16 protein-coding genes, 1 tRNA gene and 1 pseudogene are annotated in these 16,515 nt (G+C 40.8%); 13 read left to right on the top strand and 5 right to left on the bottom strand.

Annotated features, from left to right (window positions below; genetic code table 11):
• Nucleotides 1-3 precede the first annotated feature (3 nt).
• On the top strand, nucleotides 4-1,266 hold the full coding sequence (locus C1A09_RS01170) for a glycosyltransferase family 4 protein (protein ID WP_101541917.1): 1,263 nt from the start codon (nucleotides 4-6) through the stop codon (nucleotides 1,264-1,266).
• Complete coding sequence (locus C1A09_RS01175; protein WP_101541918.1) at nucleotides 1,259-2,002, top strand: glycosyltransferase family 2 protein; 744 nt, start codon at nucleotides 1,259-1,261, stop codon at nucleotides 2,000-2,002. The genes C1A09_RS01170 and C1A09_RS01175 overlap by 8 nt, the downstream gene beginning before the upstream one ends.
• Before the next feature lie 96 nt (nucleotides 2,003-2,098).
• Here C1A09_RS01175 and C1A09_RS01180 read toward each other — a convergent pair whose 3' ends face one another.
• A complete protein-coding gene (locus tag C1A09_RS01180; protein WP_101541919.1) occupies nucleotides 2,099-2,797 on the bottom strand; it encodes an SIR2 family NAD-dependent protein deacylase in 699 nt (232 codons plus the stop codon).
• A 143-nt stretch (nucleotides 2,798-2,940) separates the two neighbouring features.
• On the opposite strand from C1A09_RS01180, the gene bamJ (C1A09_RS01185) reads away from it, so the two are divergent.
• The 5 genes from bamJ (C1A09_RS01185) to C1A09_RS01205 all read left to right on the top strand — a co-directional run bounded on the left by bamJ (C1A09_RS01185) (nucleotide 2,941) and on the right by C1A09_RS01205 (nucleotide 5,549).
• A complete protein-coding gene (bamJ, locus tag C1A09_RS01185) occupies nucleotides 2,941-3,534 on the top strand; it encodes a BamJ family beta-barrel-assembly machinery protein (RefSeq protein ID WP_101541920.1) in 594 nt (197 codons plus the stop codon).
• 12 nt (nucleotides 3,535-3,546) lie between these two features.
• Entirely contained in the window at nucleotides 3,547-4,410 is an 864-nt protein-coding gene (gene bamJ, locus C1A09_RS01190) for a BamJ family beta-barrel-assembly machinery protein (RefSeq protein ID WP_101541921.1), read from the top strand.
• 184 nt (nucleotides 4,411-4,594) lie between these two features.
• Complete coding sequence (locus tag C1A09_RS01195; RefSeq protein WP_004291634.1) at nucleotides 4,595-5,059, top strand: Lrp/AsnC family transcriptional regulator; 465 nt, start codon at nucleotides 4,595-4,597, stop codon at nucleotides 5,057-5,059.
• 11 nt (nucleotides 5,060-5,070) lie between these two features.
• The gene (locus C1A09_RS01200; protein ID WP_101541922.1) at nucleotides 5,071-5,382 is read left to right on the top strand and encodes a DUF4491 family protein; all 312 of its coding nucleotides are present in this window, start codon (nucleotides 5,071-5,073) and stop codon (nucleotides 5,380-5,382) included.
• Between the two features lie 93 nt (nucleotides 5,383-5,475).
• Nucleotides 5,476-5,549, top strand: a tRNA-Ile gene (locus C1A09_RS01205).
• 154 nt (nucleotides 5,550-5,703) lie between these two features.
• Here C1A09_RS01205 and C1A09_RS01210 read toward each other — a convergent pair.
• Complete coding sequence (locus tag C1A09_RS01210; protein WP_101541923.1) at nucleotides 5,704-6,657, bottom strand: hypothetical protein; 954 nt, start codon at nucleotides 6,655-6,657, stop codon at nucleotides 5,704-5,706.
• Between the two features lie 106 nt (nucleotides 6,658-6,763).
• On the opposite strand from C1A09_RS01210, the gene C1A09_RS01215 reads away from it, so the two are divergent.
• The 6 genes from C1A09_RS01215 to C1A09_RS01240 are packed head-to-tail and all read left to right on the top strand — an operon-like array spanning nucleotide 6,764 to nucleotide 13,929.
• Nucleotides 6,764-6,991 carry a helix-turn-helix transcriptional regulator gene (locus C1A09_RS01215; RefSeq protein WP_021980359.1) on the top strand — a complete coding sequence of 76 codons (228 nt, stop codon included), beginning with the start codon at nucleotides 6,764-6,766 and terminating at the stop codon, nucleotides 6,989-6,991.
• Nucleotides 6,988-10,218, top strand: a complete 3,231-nt coding sequence (locus tag C1A09_RS01220; RefSeq protein ID WP_101541924.1) for a type I restriction endonuclease subunit R — start codon at nucleotides 6,988-6,990, stop codon at nucleotides 10,216-10,218. Before C1A09_RS01215 ends, C1A09_RS01220 begins: the two co-directional genes overlap by 4 nt.
• 12 nt (nucleotides 10,219-10,230) lie before the next feature.
• Entirely contained in the window at nucleotides 10,231-11,892 is a 1,662-nt protein-coding gene (locus C1A09_RS01225) for an HsdM family class I SAM-dependent methyltransferase (protein WP_101541925.1), read from the top strand.
• Nucleotides 11,885-13,018: a PDDEXK nuclease domain-containing protein gene (locus tag C1A09_RS01230; protein WP_101541926.1), complete on the top strand. Its 1,134-nt coding sequence runs from the start codon at nucleotides 11,885-11,887 to the stop codon at nucleotides 13,016-13,018. Before C1A09_RS01225 ends, C1A09_RS01230 begins: the two co-directional genes overlap by 8 nt.
• A 9-nt stretch (nucleotides 13,019-13,027) precedes the next feature.
• Nucleotides 13,028-13,327: a hypothetical protein gene (locus C1A09_RS01235; protein ID WP_008646594.1), complete on the top strand. Its 300-nt coding sequence runs from the start codon at nucleotides 13,028-13,030 to the stop codon at nucleotides 13,325-13,327.
• Nucleotides 13,324-13,929 carry a restriction endonuclease subunit S gene (locus C1A09_RS01240; RefSeq protein ID WP_101541927.1) on the top strand — a complete coding sequence of 202 codons (606 nt, stop codon included), beginning with the start codon at nucleotides 13,324-13,326 and terminating at the stop codon, nucleotides 13,927-13,929. Before C1A09_RS01235 ends, C1A09_RS01240 begins: the two co-directional genes overlap by 4 nt.
• A gap of 100 nt (nucleotides 13,930-14,029) precedes the next feature.
• On the opposite strand, the pseudogene C1A09_RS16780 reads toward C1A09_RS01240, so the two are convergent.
• The 3 genes and pseudogenes from C1A09_RS16780 to C1A09_RS01255 all read right to left on the bottom strand — a co-directional run.
• Nucleotides 14,030-14,536: pseudogene (locus C1A09_RS16780) on the bottom strand (restriction endonuclease subunit S domain-containing protein); the annotation flags it as partial.
• A 208-nt stretch (nucleotides 14,537-14,744) separates the two neighbouring features.
• Nucleotides 14,745-15,293 carry a hypothetical protein gene (locus C1A09_RS01250; protein WP_101541928.1) on the bottom strand — a complete coding sequence of 183 codons (549 nt, stop codon included), beginning with the start codon at nucleotides 15,291-15,293 and terminating at the stop codon, nucleotides 14,745-14,747.
• Nucleotides 15,294-15,317: 24 nt separating this feature from the next.
• On the bottom strand, nucleotides 15,318-16,511 hold the full coding sequence (locus C1A09_RS01255) for a relaxase/mobilization nuclease domain-containing protein (RefSeq protein ID WP_101541929.1): 1,194 nt from the start codon (nucleotides 16,509-16,511) through the stop codon (nucleotides 15,318-15,320).
• Between the last annotated feature and the right edge of the window lie 4 nt (nucleotides 16,512-16,515).

Below are 16,515 nucleotides of genomic sequence, written 5' to 3' on the forward strand. Positions count from 1 at the left end.
ATAATGAGAATACTACTCATAAATACTACAGAAAAAATAGGCGGACCTGCCATAGCAGCCAGCCGTCTTATGGAAGCTCTGAAAAACAATGGCATCAAAGCTAAAATGCTGGTACGCGACAAACAGACAGAACAAATTACCGTCGTTGAGTTAAAACATAATTGGCGTATGGTATGGAAATTTGTATGGGAACGTATTGTAATTTGGAAAGCTAACCATTTCAAGAAAAATAACCTTTTTGCTGTCGATATAGCCAATACAGGTACGGACATCACCTCTTTGCCCGAGTTTCAACAGGCCGATGTGATCCACCTTCATTGGATAAATCAAGGAATGCTTTCGCTAAAGAATATCGAGAAAATACTGGCATCAGGTAAGCCCGTTGTTTGGACGATGCACGATATGTGGCCATGTACGGGTATATGTCATTACAGCATCGGATGTACCAACTATGAACAAGAGTGCCACAATTGTCCATATATTTACGCCAATGGCAAGAAAGATCTTGCCTACCGTACTTTCTACAAAAAACAAAAGTTATACAAAAAAAATCGTATCCATTTCGTGACATGCAGCCGATGGTTAGGGGAGTTAGCACAAAAGAGTGCGCTATTTCATGACCATAAAGTAATCAGTATACCCAACCCGATCAATATAAATCTTTTCAAGCCCCACAATAAAAACGCGGCTCGTGACAAATATATGTTACCTCACAACGTCAAGCTCGTGTTATTCGGCTCGGTAAAAATCACCGATCAAAGAAAAGGGATCAATTACCTGATAGAGTCCTGCCATCTTTTGTTCAAGAAACATCCTGAACTGAAAGAACAATTAGCTGTCGTGGCTTTCGGCAATCAATCCCGACAGTTGGAGAATTTATTGCCATTCAAAGTTTATCCAATGGATTTTTTAAAGAATGAACATCAATTGGTAGATATATACAATGCCGTAGACATCTACGTCACCCCATCGTTAGAAGACAATCTTCCTAACACGATTATGGAGGCTATGGCCTGCGGCATTCCCTGTGTAGGTTTCAACGTGGGTGGTATTCCTGAAATGATAGACCATCTCCACAATGGATACGTGGCACAATATAAATCGTCCGAGGACTTTGCCAACGGTATTTATTGGACACTGACCGAACCCGACTATCCAAGCCTGTCGGAACAGGCTTGCCGGAAAGCCGTGACGCACTATTCAGAAGGTACCATCGCTAAGAAATATATCGATCTCTATAATAAAGTTACCGGAAGAAATGCATAACCATCTTACACCTAAGTTCAGTGTCATCACCGTGACCTACAACGCAGAAACGGTACTGGAAGATACTATTCAAAGTGTTATCTCCCAGACCTATCATCGCGTAGAGTATATCATCATAGACGGGGCTTCCACAGACGGAACTCTCTCCATCATCAACCGTTACAAGGAACGTATCTCCCTGGTCGTAAGCGAACCGGACAAAGGGCTGTACGATGCCATGAACAAGGGTATTGAACACGCGACAGGCGATTATCTTTGTTTCCTCAACGCCGGAGACAGTTTTCACGAAGACGACACTTTGCAACAAATGGTACATACTCTCAGTAACGGTGGACTGCCTGACATTCTGTACGGTGAAACAGCTTTAGTCGATAAAGAAGGACACTTTATCCGCATGCGCCGTCTCTCCTCCCCTGAGGTCCTGACATGGAAAAGTTTCAAGCAAGGCATGCTGGTCTGCCATCAGGCGTTTTTTGCCAAACGTATACTGGTAGAGCCATACGACTTGCAGTACCGTTTCTCGGCCGACTTCGACTGGTGTATCAAGATCATGAAAAAAGCGCGGACCCTGCACAACACACATCTCACGCTTATCGATTACCTGGAGGAAGGAATGACTACACAAAACCGGAAAGCATCTCTCAAAGAACGGTTCTGCATCATGTCAAAACACTACGGGCTTATAAGTACCGTGGCACATCACGCGTGGTTCGCGCTGAGAGCGGTTATTAAATAACCCAACAGTGCCACTATATTGGCACTGTTATGCCACCGTATTGGCACGACCGTGCCAACAAAGAGGCAAGACTGTGCCAATACGGTGGCATTAACCTCAATGTTCAAGTATCATCGCCAACTCCTTTACCCCTTCCGAAGCTCCCTTCTGAATGACATGTATCGGACGCATGGTGTGCGTGTCCACCGGCTTAGGGTCAATCAGATAGACTTCTGCTGTGCGAGGCACGTAGTTCAACAGTCCGGCAGCCGGATATACATTCATGGAAGTGCCGATAATGACAAAGATATCCGCTTTCTCCACATAACCGATGGCTCGCTCTATTTCGGGCACCGGCTCTCCAAACCAAACGATGAACGGGCGGAATTGTGTTCCGTCGCCTGCCTTATCACCCAACTTTACTTCATATTCCTCCGGTTTCAACTCCTTTATATAATGAGGGTTGTAAGGGTCACGGCTGGAACAAACTTTCGTCAGTTCACCGTGTAGGTGGATGATGCGTTGACTGCCTGCACGCTCATGCAAATTATCGATATTCTGCGTAACCACTGTCACGTTGAAATCTTTTTCCAGTGCGGCAACTCCAATATGCCCGGCATTAGGTTCTACTTCCAACAGCTGCTTGCGACGCTCGTTATAAAAATTGATAACCAGTTCCGGATCACGCGCATACCCCTCAGGAGTGGCTACCTGAGCTACCGGATATTTATCCCACAAACCTCCCGCATCACGGAATGTACTGATACCACTCTCGGCACTCATGCCGGCACCGGATAAAATGACCAAATTTTTCATATCCCGTATCCTATTTTTTATTTTGTTTCTTACAAAAATACAAAAGATAGACATAGTTGATACTTAAATAAGAAAAATTAAATGACGAAAAGTCCTATCATTCAAATAAAAAGGTTACTTTTGCGACTCTTAATTAAGTAAAAATGGATAAATTCAGTTATGCTATCGGCCTGGGAATAGGTCAAAATCTTTTAAGCATGGGTGCTAAAGGCATCGCAGTAGATGACTTTGCACAAGCAATCAAAGACGTATTGGAGGGAAATCAGACGGCTATCAGCCATACGGAAGCCCGTGATATAGTAAACAAATACTTCAGTGAACTGGAACAGAAAATGAATGCCGCCAATATTGAAGCAGGCCAAAAGTTCCTTGAAGAAAACAAGAAACGTCCGGGTGTCGTCACCCTGCCGAGTGGACTTCAGTACGAAGTGATCAATGAAGGTAATGTAGGTACCTATGCCAAAGCTACCGACCAGGTACAATGCCACTATGAAGGTACGCTTATCGACGGAACTCTGTTTGATAGCTCTATCAAGCGCGGACAGCCTGCCACATTCGGTGTTAACCAAGTTATTCCGGGATGGGTAGAAGCCTTGCAACTGATGCCCGAAGGTGCCAAATGGAAGCTTTATATCCCCAGCGAACTGGCTTACGGAGCACAAGGAGCAGGTGAAATGATCCCTCCTCACAGTACACTTATATTTGAAGTAGAACTACTTAAAGTATTAAATAAATAATTTTAAAGCAAAATGAAGAAAGTAACATTTATCATGGCTATCGCAGTAGTTGCCGGTTTGGCATCTTGTACTGCACAAAGTCCGAAAGCTGACTTGAAAACAGACGTTGACTCATTATCTTATGCTATCGGCATGGCCCGCACCGAAGGTTTGGACCAATACCTGGCACAACAAGGCGTCGATTCTACTCAAATGGCAGAATTCATCAAAGGTTTCAATGAAGGAGCCACTAAGATTGACAAAAAAGACGTAGCTTACATGACAGGTCTGCAAATAGGCCAGATGGTTAGCAAACAATGGGTTGAAGGTTTCAATCAGCAAATTTTCGGTGGTGACTCCACACAGACTATCAGCCGCGAGAACCTGTTGGCAGGTTTTGTTGCCGGAGTTATCGGTAAAGGTATCATGACCAAGGAAGAAGCTCAACAGTTCATGCAGACTCAGATGGATGCCATCAAAGAAAAAGCTACTGAAAAGAAATATGCCGACAACAAGGCTGCCGGTGAAAAATTCCTTGCCGACAATAAGACTAAAGAAGGCGTTGTAACTACCGAAAGCGGTTTGCAATACAAAATCATCACTAAAGGTACAGGTGCCATCCCTGCTGATACCTGCAAGGTGAAAGTAAACTACAAAGGTACTTTGATTGACGGTACTGAATTCGATAGTTCATACAAACGTAAAGAACCTGCCACTTTCCGTGCCAACCAAGTTATCAAGGGTTGGACTGAAGCTCTTACCATGATGCCTGTCGGTTCTAAATGGGAACTTTATATCCCTTATGACCTGGCATACGGATCAAGAGAAACCGGCGGTCAAATCAAGCCTTTCTCTACTCTGATATTCGAAATAGAATTACTGGATATTGAAAAGTAAGCGAAAATAATAGAGTAATAAAATAATAGGGTGGTAAGGTGATGATACTTTACCACCCTATTACTTTATACTCAATCTTTGATACTTTATCCTTTTTTCCCCTCCTTTTTATAGATAAATTAAAATAAAGTCCTATATTTGCTTACTATTTGATAACAACAAGAATTTTACTTTATTTACTATTATGGAAAAAATAGACAATCTCGACCGGCAAATCTTGGAAATCATTTCTCAAAATGCCCGTATTCCTTTTAAGGATGTAGCTGCTGAATGTGGCGTATCACGCGCTGCCATCCACCAACGTGTACAGCGTCTGATTGACCTGGGTGTCATCGTTGGCTCCGGCTATCATGTAAACCCCAAGTCTTTGGGTTATAGGACATGTACTTATGTAGGAATTAAATTGGAAAAAGGTTCCATGTATAAAGCGGTTGTTGCCGAAATGCAAAAAATCCCTGAAATTGTGGAATGTCATTTCACTACCGGTCCATATACCATGTTGACTAAAGTATATGCCCGCGACAACGAACATTTAATGGATTTGCTGAACAACAAAATGCAGGAAATTCCCGGTGTCACAGCCACTGAAACATTAATTTCACTGGAACAGAGCATCAAGAAAGAAATTCCTATTTGTCCCGAAAAGTAAAAGATAAAAAGATGAGCTTCTTAAACGATTATCACCTTTCGGGACTTGTCATTGGCATTTGTACCTTTCTTATTATCGGGCTGTTTCACCCAATAGTCGTAAAAGCCGAATATTATTGGGGTACTAAATGCTGGTGGATTTTCCTATTATTGGGTATAGGTGGTATAATTGCATCACTTTGTACTGAAAATATCCTGATAGCTTCGCTCTTGGGAGTATTTGCTTTTTCTTCTTTTTGGACGATAAAGGAAATCTTCGAGCAAGAAGATCGGGTGAAAAAAGGCTGGTTTCCTAAGAACCCTAAACGTACTTATAAATTCTAAAATAGAAGGTCATCCGTATTTTTATCAGAAACACTTGCATATTTCAGTAGAAAATACTACTTTTGCCCCCGCTATCCGAGAGATGGATACACCGGACTTGTAGCTCAGTTGGTTAGAGCAACAGACTCATAATCTGGAGGTCCCTGGTTCAAGCCCAGGCTGGTCCACAATGAAAATCAGCAACTTACGCACAAACGTAAGTCGCTGATTTTCGTTTTGCGAAAACAATGCGAAAACAAAAGGTTTGAGTTTCACATTATTACAAATAGAATATTAGTTAATCTCTGTGATATTTTATTTGTTATTGGGTAGAATTTGATGTTATTCAAGTCCAAGTCGCTTTTCTAATTCTTGAATGTGATCATTCACTCTGCGTTTTCGTGTATCTTCCGAAACAAATTTATCACAATATACTTTCATGTTGCCACAAACAGAAAAGCAAACAGATGAAATGAAGAGTGTTATTGGTTTTATCAATTCTTGCTTTTCTTCATAAACAGCTCTTTTCGTTGCGTGTGACAACTCTCCGCGATAACAATACATTATGTCAATAAGAGAATCAAAATTCAGTTCTTTGTGTTTATCGGTGCATTCCTGTTTAATCTCTAAATACAAATCATAGTTCCGCTCTTTAATCATGCTTATTGTCGATAATACAGCATATTTAAGCATGTTAGATTTCTTAAAATTCTGTTTTTGCTCTCCAGAAAATTTACCCTTTGCAAAACAATATTCTAAAATCATGTAAAAATGAATATAAGCAGAAATATAATCTAGTTTGTCTAGATAGCTATTAGCTTCTCGAAAGAAATTATATGGAACTTTGGCTTCTGGTATAAATGTTTTATCAAGCATTAGTTTAGAGAAATTGTCACTAGTAATTAATACCTTTTTCTGTTTGTTTAATGATTTTCTCATAGAAAACAATAACTCGTTTTTAGCCTTGTCTGTCCATGATAAGTCTAAGTATTCATTATAATAGACTTTCATTATGCCATGTTGAAATCCACCATAAACTTCTATATTACGAAATATATCAAGCATCCTACTGTCAAGGTATTTGTCCACATTCATGGTAAATGATTTGTTTTCTCCATTTTTAGACAATTCGACTAAATCTGAATGCTCAATACTAATCTCTTTGGAAACAGATAACATGTACATTCCGCCCTCAAGATATAAACTAATTTTATGTAAACAATATAATATCTGTACTGGCTCTTTCAGTGCAAAGTTTCCATCAATAATTGTTTTGGCAGTAAATATAATATTCATATAGCCTATCTGATTTAAATATTCGAGTGTAAAGTTAATAAATTTATTTCCAAACAATAACGAAAATGAAAAATAATCATTATTTTTGCAATCAAAAGATGCAATAATGGAAGACGTAAACAGAATTAAACTCGTTTTAGTAGAGAAAAAACGTACCAGCAAATGGCTTTCAGAACAAATGGGGGTTAATCCATCAACTGTGTCAAAATGGTGTACAAACACATCGCAGCCAGATATAACCAGTTTGCTAAGGATTGCAGATTTGTTGGAAGTAGATATTAAAGAATTGATAGTTCGCGAGTATAAATCATATATATTGTCTCAAAAGGCATGAAGCAGTTTTCTGAAGCGACTCGGGTACAGATGCCTGCAATGGTTCATCTTACCCGAATAGGATATACTTACTTTGGTAAGCTGAGTGAAGATAAGAACGGCACAGTCTATGACGGTGACACGAATATTCTTTTACCTGTTTTTGAGCAACAATTCAAAAAGCTGAACCCTGGTCATGAGGGTGAATGGATGCAAGTACAGAAAGACATCCGCAAAGAATTGAATGATGATGACCTTGGACGTGGTTTTTACAACCGCCTTAAAGCCGTATCTCCTGTAAAACTGATAGACTTTGACAATATCGGAAACAATACCTTCCATTTTACAGCAGAGTTTACTTGCAAGAACGGTCAAGACGAGTTCCGACCAGACATTACCCTGTTTGTAAATGGTCTGCCTCTTTGCTTTGTAGAAGTAAAGAAACCAAATAATCATGGTGGTATGCTGGCAGAAAGCGCACGGATGAACAAAGAGCGTTTCCCGAATAAGAAGTTCCGTCGCTTCATCAATATAACCCAACTGATGATTTTCAGTAATAATATGGAATACGATGCGTTGGGTGGTATCGTACCCATACAAGGGGCTTTCTATTGTACAGGCGCACGCACTTATTCTCCATTCAATTGCTTCCGTGAGGAAAACCCAAGCGGCCAGAAAATTGCTCCATACCATCATGATTATCCATATAAGGAGATTGACAAAGCTGTGGAAAAGAAAATACTGTCTGATTACAACTGTCAAGTAATCCATACCAGCCCTGAATATCAAACTAATCTCGACGTCAATACACCCACTAATAGGATATTGACTTCTATGTGTTCTCCAGAACGTTTGCTGTATATTATTAAATATGGTATAGCATACGTAAGAATGGAGCGAGAAGTAGATGGTAAGATTGAATCTACCGACCAAAAGCATATCATGCGTTACCAGCAATTGTTTGCATCATTGGCTATTTGTAAGAAACTTGCCGAGGGAATAAAATCAGGAGTTGTTTGGCATACACAAGGTAGTGGAAAGACAGCTTTGTCTTATTATCTGACCTATATTCTCAACGACTTCTATTCTAAGCAGAACAAGGTCGCCAAATTCTATTTCATTGTTGACCGCCTTGATTTGTTGGAGCAAGCCACACAGGAATTTGAAGCCCGTGGACTGGTGGTTTCAACTGCTAACACAAGGACGGAACTGATGGAGCAGTTCCGCAGCAACCAAGCACAACAAGGAACAAGCGGCCAAGCTGAAATTACAGTCGTGAATATACAACGCTTTGCAGAGGATAAGGAAAAAGTACGCATCAATGATTATGCTACAAATCTGCAACGTATCTTCATTCTCGACGAAGCACACCGTGGCTATAAGCCCGGTGGGTGTTTTCTTGCCAACCTTTTTGATGCGGACACCGATGCAATAAAGATAGCCCTCACGGGTACTCCGTTGTTAAAAGAGGAACGTGCAAGTTGCAAGGTCTTCGGCACTTACCTGCATACCTATTATTATGACAAGTCCATTGCAGACGGTTATACGCTGAAAATCATTCGTGAAGATATAGAAACATCCTACAAAGAGCGACTTTCGGACGTGTACGACAAGCTGGACACATTGGTGCAAAAGAAAGACATCCGCAAATCGGAAATCATAGAGCACCCCAGCTATGTGAACGAGTTGGCTCACTATATCATGAAGGACTTGAAAGAGTTTCGTAAGATACAAGGAGATGATACATTAGGCGGTATGGTCATCTGCGAAACCAGTGAACAAGCAAGACGGCTTTATGATGTATTCCAAGAGGAGTGGCAGAAATACCAACCAAAGCCTATCAAGATTAAGCTCCCTGACGGGACGTTTGTGGTAGGTGAACCCGAAGTGGATTACAAGTCAAAGTATAGACCACTGAAAGCCGGAATCATTCTCCACGACACAGATGACAAGGAAACCAGAAAACAGATAGTCAAGGATTTCAAAAAGAATATGACCGTGGACATCCTTATTGTCTTCAACATGCTATTGACTGGTTTTGACGCACCTCGTTTGAAGCGTTTGTATTTCGGTCGTAAGTTGAAAGACCATAATCTACTTCAAGCCATTACCCGTGTAAATCGTCCATATCCCGGAATGCGTTACGGATTTGTCATTGACTTTGCCGACATTAAACGTAACTTCAAAGAAACAAACGAGGCTTATCTGCAAGAGTTGAATCGTTTTAACGATGTGGATGAGACTGGTGACGGCAATGCCACAGACACTTTCACTCAAGTGATTGAGGACAAGGACGAGATTGTGGCACAAATGAAAAAAGTACGCCAGACCCTCTTCGATTATTCCTACGATAATGCGGAAGAGTTTTCTTCGGAGATTTCCACGGAAGAAGACAAGGCTGTTCTGCTTGACCTAAAACAGGCTTTGGAATCTGCGAAAAATATGGCAAACCTCGTGCGTACTTTCGGCGATGAGGACATGAAGGAACAATTCGCCAAACTTGAAATCACGAAGTTGCCTCAGTTGCTTTCCGAAGTGCAAAGGCGTATCAGCATCATCAACCAGAAGGAAACTTTTAGCATAGGTGATGAAACAAAGACACTTATTAATGAGGCGATGATGGATATAGAGTTCACCTTCTCTAAAATAGGACAGGAAGAAATGCGCCTTATTTCAGGCGGAGCGGAGCTGAAAGAGAAATGGCAACGCACCATTGCTTCGTTTACCCAGAACTTCGACCAAGACGATCCTGAATTTATGTCGCTGCGTGATGCTTTTATGGAACGCTTCAAGGAGCATGGCTTTGTGATTGACAGCATAGCCAAGTTCAACGAAGAGACTCAGGCTTTGGATGAAATTATAACCCGTTTACAGGACTTGCAAAAACGAAATAATGCTTTGGTAAAGAAATATAAAGGGGATGAGAAGTTTGCCCGAGTACACAAGCGCATCCGTGAAGTGAACAGAGAAAGAGAAATGCATGGAGGGAAGCCTATACTTGCTTTGCTTGATGAAGAAATTATGGTTGTCCTCAATATGATTAAAGAGGATATTGATGGTAAAGTGTATGACCGCAATAACATTCTAAAAAAGGATGCTTATTTTGGACGTACAGTAATGGCAGCTATTAGTGGAAGCATAAATGGCATTGTAAACTTGGACCCTAATCCAGAAGATTATAAGTTCATCCAGCAACGAATTTCACAACAATACATCAACCAATATAATGCCACATACGGCTTAGCATAAATAGAAATTATCATGTCTGATATAAAAGAAAAAACATTAAAGCTCATTGACGGACTGAAAGCCACATGCCAGTCTTACGGCATGGGTAACGATGGTAACGAATATAAGATAATCACTCAGGTGTTTCTCTATAAATTCCTGAATGACAAGTTTGGCTATGAACTGAAAAACGCTAAAAGCGATATTGCCAGGAAACTGACAGGGGATGTGAAATGGGAAACGGCATACGAGAATCTTTCGGATGATGAGCGTATGCTTATCCAAAGTGCCATTTCTCCAGATGTGCCGATGCTCGAACCCTATCACCTGATTGCTAATCTTTGGAACCAGCAAGGTAAAGGGGACTTCGATACCATCTTTGATTCCACAATGACAGACATTGCGGAGCAAAATGCGGATATATTCTCCACGCAGACCACGGCCAATACAAAGATTCCTTTGTTTGAGGCTTTGACACCGTTTGTGACCGACACAGCACAACGTGCGCCTTTTGCCCGCGCTTTGGTAGATAAACTCGTAAACTTCTCCTTTGAGGAAGTATTTGCACAAAATTACGATTTCTTCTCCAGCATCTTTGAGTACCTGATAAAGGACTACAATACAGCCGGAGGTGGTAAGTATGCAGAATACTATACCCCTCATGCTATTGCCACTATTATGGCTCGTCTTTTGGTGGGAGACAATGCCGACCTGCATAGTATGGAATGTTATGACCCATCAGCAGGAACAGGTACACTTCTTATGGCACTCAGTCACCAGATTGGTGAAGACCGTTGTACTATCTTCTCGCAGGATATTTCTCAACGTAGTAATAAGATGTTGAAACTTAATCTGTTACTCAACGGGCTTGTCTCTTCGCTTGATAATGCCATTCAAGGCGACACTCTTGTCAATCCTTATCATAAGAGTGATGATGGGCAACAGTTACGACAGTTTGATTTCGTGGTCAGCAATCCACCCTTCAAAATGGATTTCTCAGATACAAGAGAAAAGATAGCTGCCATGCCAGCACGTTTCTGGGCAGGAGTTCCAAACGTGCCTGCCAAGAAAAAAGAATCAATGGCAATCTATACTTGCTTCATTCAACATGTTATCAACTCACTGAAAAAGACGGGTAAAGGTGCGATTGTCATCCCGACAGGATTTATCACAGCTAAAAGTGGTATTGAAAACAAGATACTTCACAAGATAGTAGATGAAAAAATTGTGTATGGTTGCGTTTCCATGCCAAGCAATGTGTTTGCCAATACGGGTACGAATGTAAGTGTTCTGTTCTTTGACAAGTCTGCAACCTCAGATAAGGTTATCTTGATTGACGCCAGCAAATTGGGTGAGGAATACAAAGATGCCAACGGATTAAAGAAAGTACGTCTAAATGACGAAGAGATAGAAAAGATTGTCGGTACATTCCAACGAAAGGAAGCTGTGGAGGATTTTTCTGTAGCCGTTACTTACGATGAAATAAAAGAAAAGGGATATTCTCTCTCAGCCGGACAATATTTCGACATAAAGATTGATTATGTAGATATTACTGAGGACGAGTTTAATGCTCGTATGGCAAATTACAAACAAACGCTTTCCGAGCAATTTGCAGAAAGTCATCGGCTGAAAGAAGAAATCATGAAACAGTTGGATGCTTTGCATTTCAACGCAAATGTAGGTAACAATGAGTAAAGGATTGACCATCATAGATAAGGACTACACCCAGTGGGTAGAAGACCTTAGTGTGCGTTATCGCCAAAGTCAAACCAAGGCTGCAGTAAGAGTAAACCGAGAACTGCTCAAGTATTATTGGGAACTCGGCCGAGATATAGAAGAAATGCACGTTGAAGAACGTTGGGGACAGAGTGTCATTAAAAATCTCTCTGTGGATTTGCAACTCAAGAACCCAAACTCAACAGGACTTTCACGTACCAACATCTACTATGCAAAGAAATTTTATTTGCTTTATTCCCAATACCTAAAAGTTGTCCCACAAGCTGTGGGACAATTGGAGGATGAAAATGCTCCACAAGTCACGGAAGATTCCTCTGAAGTTGTCCCACAAGTTGTGGGACAATTAGAAGAAATGCTTTTTTCCATACCTTGGGGGCACCACCGTTATTTGATTGACAGGTATGGAACTGAACCTGAAAAGGCTTTCTTTTATGTTAAAAAAACCATGAAAGAGGGTTGGAGTCGTGATGTGCTTCTCAACTTTATGGACTCAGGGTTATATGAACGAGAAGGCAAGGCACTAACAAACTTCACCCGAACATTACCGGACGAAGCAAGCGATCTCGCACAAGAACTGACGAAAGACCCTTACAATTTTGCCTTTACAGGAATCACAAAACCCTACAACGAGCAGATTCTTAAAGATGCTTTGCTGGCCAATATATCGCAATTTTTATTGGAACTCGGCACGGGATTCGCCTACGTTGGAAAAGAATATCGGCTTCAAATCGGGCAAAAGGAAAAGTTCATAGATTTGCTTTTCTACAACATAAATTTGTCATGTTATGTGGTAATTGAAGTCAAAATCGGCGAGTTTGACTTTCAAGACTTGGGACAGTTAAGCGGTTATGTTGTTGCATGCAACCATATCCTTAAAAAAGAAGGACGAGACAATCCAACAATTGGTTTGCTCATTTGTCGTCAAAAGGATTCATTACTTGCGCAATACGCATTGGAGGGAAGTAATCTTCCTTTAGGAATATCTGAATATGAGTTATCTAAACTCTATCCAGAAAAGGTGGATGGAACAATACCAACGATTGAAGAGATAGAAGCAAAATTGGGCAATAAAGATAAAAGTTGAAAGAAAAATATGATAGATTATGATAAAATAACCGAATATATGACCACTATGGGATTGAATGCGAACGGTGGTTTTCAGTTGTCTGCATTTGCGATAAATGAAATGTTAGGCAATCATTACTCTATATCCGAAAAAGACTTGCACGATGGTGTAGAATGGCTAAAAGCTAAGATGAAAAAAGAAGTTGAAGAAAATCCATATTGGACTACAGAGCATAAAGAAGATGTAAAAAATGGACAAGAATACTTTTTGAATTGCTTTGAACATGAAGCCAAATCATATCTAAAAAATCAAAATAGATTATTATGATTTTGACGAAATATAAATTGGGAGAAATCCTTGATGTTACAAGAGGTGCAAGTCTCAGTGGCGAGTATTACGCCACTGAGGGTGAATATATCCGTCTGACTTGTGGCAATTTCGACTATCAGAACAACTGTTTTAAGGAGAACAAGTCCAAGGACAATCTTTATTATGTCGGAGACTTCAAATCTGAGTTTCTAATGGAAGAGGGAGATATTATTACCCCTTTGACAGAACAGGCAATAGGCTTGCTTGGTTCTACTGCCATTATTCCTGAAAGCGGCAAATACATACAAAGTCAAGATGTAGCAAAGATTATCTGCAAGGAAGACTTGTTAGATAAGGATTTCGCATTTTATCTCATATCCTCCGCCCTCGTTAAGCAACAGCTAAGTGCTGCTGCCCAACAGACTAAAATTCGTCACACTTCACCTGATAAAATCAAGGATTGCACAGTGTGGATTCCCGAATTATCTGAGCAAAAACGCATCGGTAAGTTATTGCGCTCCATTGACCGCAAGATAGAACTTAACCGAGCGATAAATCAGAATTTACCGATACTTGGCCATTCATCAGGAGAGGCAAAAGTTCGTTACGCTGTTTTGTGAGTTCTATGTTACAGAATATATTCTTAGTCCATTCTTCAAATAATGGCTTGACAATATTTTTAAATGTGTTTGCAATTTTCAAATCTGGAATAATAATTGGCAATTCTTTGAGATATTTGAAATGGCGAGAATACCCTGGATTGGAAATTTGCAATGCGCTTACTGCCAAATACAAATAGTATTGAGATACAGCCTCGTTTGAGGAATATAAAATTTGGGTACCATCAGCTCCTCGTGCAAAATCAAAGTCTAAGAATTTGACCTTTGTGGAGTGGTCGCCAAACAAAACCGCAGGATGTCGTGTTAAAAGATGGTCAACTTCATTTGTAAAGCCAACAATATACGAATCACCCTGGTCTATAATTGGATATTTCCCACAAGAAAGATATTCCTTTGTTTCATACCGTTTTGTTGTAGGATACTTATCTAAAATTTCAGATATCGGCATTGTTGACCACCCTTGCGGGATTTCTCTTCCAAACCGTTCATTATATACCATTACCTCACCGCTTGATTTATAGGGCTTGCCTTCTTCATTTGGAAAGTCAAACTGCACAAACCAGTAGTCGTACAGCTGCTTTGCCATCGCCTCTAAATTCTGATTTATTGGCATGCATCTTATCCTATATCTTGATTTCGGTATACAGAAACTTAGGCATAATTTCATTTGCCGGCAATTTGCCGAAAAGCAACTATTCGGATGTATATTATTGAGTATCAGTGCGATTTTGCTCACATTTCATTTGCTGGCAATTTGCCGATAAACACAAAAACCACAATAAGTAGACTATAACAGGGGCGGAACACCGTCCCTGTTAGTTGTATGTTACATAATATACAACCAGCCCTAATCCCAACGTATAAACGAGTAAGAATATCACCAAGCCTCTCATCCAAAAATCCGAGAACCAAACGCCTTCATTCCGTCTGAGGATTTTACGCATGTTGGATTCATGTTCAGTAATAAGTTTCGATTGTTCGGCACGGTGATTTGCCAATACCGAAATCCAACTTTCTACAGAATGGTCTATCAGTTGCTTAAGCTTTGCAAGTTGGTCAGGGGTAATTGTTGTTTTGAATTTCGTGTCTCGTTCAGCTTTCACAATGGCATTGCAGATGTCATTGACAATATTATCGCAACTGCCAACTGCCGCTTTGAGCGCACCCTCAATGTGACATTCGGCAGCGATAGCTTTCTCCAAATCCTCATTGAACTTTATCAGCGTTTCTTTTGCCTCTCTGATTTCTACGAGAAGTTTATCAATTTCTTGCTTTTCTGACTCAATTTGTTGGTTCATTTCAACCTTCTCCAGCATGTCATTGACATTTATAGGCGATGTGCCTCTTGATTTTCCTATACCCATGTTCTTGTATTTATAAAAAGTGAATTATCTGTGCAGCCCTTTCCTGCGTTTGCACATGCTGTTTGCCATTCGTGCGCAACGGCGTGCCCATTCAAGTTCATCCTCGTCCTTGTCTTTTCCCCAACCTCCAGTGTCAGAACCGCCACCGCCACTTGAAACAGCTATACTGGTAGCAGCATCCATATATCCTGCAAAGAGTAAAAGAGCCGTGTGTTGTATCTCTTTAATCTTAGCTAACGGATGAGCTTCCTTCAAAGAACAATCTTGCCGGATGATATTGTCAGCGGCTTCGGGTATCTCTACATGGTAGCTGTGATATTCGTCTGTCGCAATATCGTAATGCTTTATAACAGGCAGTAAAATAGGAGTCAAATCTGCTGTCCGTGTTTGTTGAGGAATAGATTTTGTTGGCTCGGATTTCCTTTCCTGCTGATGCAGTTTTGCCCAAGTAGCCTCTATCTTTGATGGAGTCAGATTTCTCCCGATACCCAACACGGATGATTTATAATTTGAGTTACCCCGTTTGATGGAATAACCATAAACTTTTCCCTTATCATTTTCTTGTATGTGTACTTTGTACCCCCGTTTTGTCAGTTCCATTTCATATTGTCGCCAACTGAATTTGTCCATTGTACGAAGTATCTCCATACAACAGTTTGAGATTTCCTGCTTGTGCCGTATACCTATTTCTTCAGACTGCACCCAGCCACGTCTCTCGTTGATGATATTCGCAGCCATGACTGCCCTCTCACCAATCTTATGGCTATCATTTATTTTCCCATTCATATCCACACGGTTGGCATCAATGTGCAGGTGTAGAATGCCACTTTTAGAATCACGATGCAGGGCGGCTATGTACTGCGAACCTTTGAGATTGGTTTGTTTTGAGGAAGCCCGTTTGGTCTTTTGGGAAAGGTCTATGGAATCGAATACCCGGATGAACTCATCTGCCAAACGAGCCCAGTCATCCATTGTCCAGTTTCGGCTCTCTTTTTCGGACGGGGAAATTTCAATTCTTATCACGTTTCTGCCAAGAGGTCTGCCCTTGTTGATTTTCTCGGTAAACATCTTCTGCACGAGCATCATCCGACCGTACATCGCTTCCGGTGAAATATCATCGGGCAACAGGTTGGTTTTGACTATATCCGCTCTGTCTTTATTGACGGAATATCTTATGGCATTTGCGCCATGCGGTATGGTACTGGCTTTTGCTATCATAACG

Source organism: Bacteroides cutis, from assembly GCF_900241005.1.
Taxonomy (GTDB): Bacteria; Bacteroidota; Bacteroidia; order Bacteroidales; family Bacteroidaceae; genus Bacteroides; species Bacteroides cutis.

What these genes read in the sequence shown, in the direction of transcription:
- C1A09_RS01230 (WP_101541926.1), top strand. Translation starts at nt 11,885, where the DNA reads ATGAGTAAAGGATTGACCATCATAGATAAGGACTACACCCAGTGGGTA.
- C1A09_RS01200 (WP_101541922.1), top strand. Translation starts at nt 5,071, where the DNA reads ATGAGCTTCTTAAACGATTATCACCTTTCGGGACTTGTCATTGGCATT.
- C1A09_RS01250 (WP_101541928.1), bottom strand. Translation starts at nt 15,293, where the DNA reads ATGGGTATAGGAAAATCAAGAGGCACATCGCCTATAAATGTCAATGAC.
- C1A09_RS01220 (WP_101541924.1), top strand. Translation starts at nt 6,988, where the DNA reads ATGAAGCAGTTTTCTGAAGCGACTCGGGTACAGATGCCTGCAATGGTT.
- C1A09_RS01240 (WP_101541927.1), top strand. Translation starts at nt 13,324, where the DNA reads ATGATTTTGACGAAATATAAATTGGGAGAAATCCTTGATGTTACAAGA.
- C1A09_RS01215 (WP_021980359.1), top strand. Translation starts at nt 6,764, where the DNA reads ATGGAAGACGTAAACAGAATTAAACTCGTTTTAGTAGAGAAAAAACGT.
- C1A09_RS01195 (WP_004291634.1), top strand. Translation starts at nt 4,595, where the DNA reads ATGGAAAAAATAGACAATCTCGACCGGCAAATCTTGGAAATCATTTCT.
- C1A09_RS01225 (WP_101541925.1), top strand. Translation starts at nt 10,231, where the DNA reads ATGTCTGATATAAAAGAAAAAACATTAAAGCTCATTGACGGACTGAAA.
- C1A09_RS01170 (WP_101541917.1), top strand. Translation starts at nt 4, where the DNA reads ATGAGAATACTACTCATAAATACTACAGAAAAAATAGGCGGACCTGCC.
- bamJ (WP_101541921.1), top strand. Translation starts at nt 3,547, where the DNA reads ATGAAGAAAGTAACATTTATCATGGCTATCGCAGTAGTTGCCGGTTTG.
- C1A09_RS01175 (WP_101541918.1), top strand. Translation starts at nt 1,259, where the DNA reads ATGCATAACCATCTTACACCTAAGTTCAGTGTCATCACCGTGACCTAC.
- C1A09_RS01210 (WP_101541923.1), bottom strand. Translation starts at nt 6,657, where the DNA reads ATGAATATTATATTTACTGCCAAAACAATTATTGATGGAAACTTTGCA.
- C1A09_RS01180 (WP_101541919.1), bottom strand. Translation starts at nt 2,797, where the DNA reads ATGAAAAATTTGGTCATTTTATCCGGTGCCGGCATGAGTGCCGAGAGT.
- C1A09_RS01255 (WP_101541929.1), bottom strand. Translation starts at nt 16,511, where the DNA reads ATGATAGCAAAAGCCAGTACCATACCGCATGGCGCAAATGCCATAAGA.
- C1A09_RS01235 (WP_008646594.1), top strand. Translation starts at nt 13,028, where the DNA reads ATGATAGATTATGATAAAATAACCGAATATATGACCACTATGGGATTG.
- bamJ (WP_101541920.1), top strand. Translation starts at nt 2,941, where the DNA reads ATGGATAAATTCAGTTATGCTATCGGCCTGGGAATAGGTCAAAATCTT.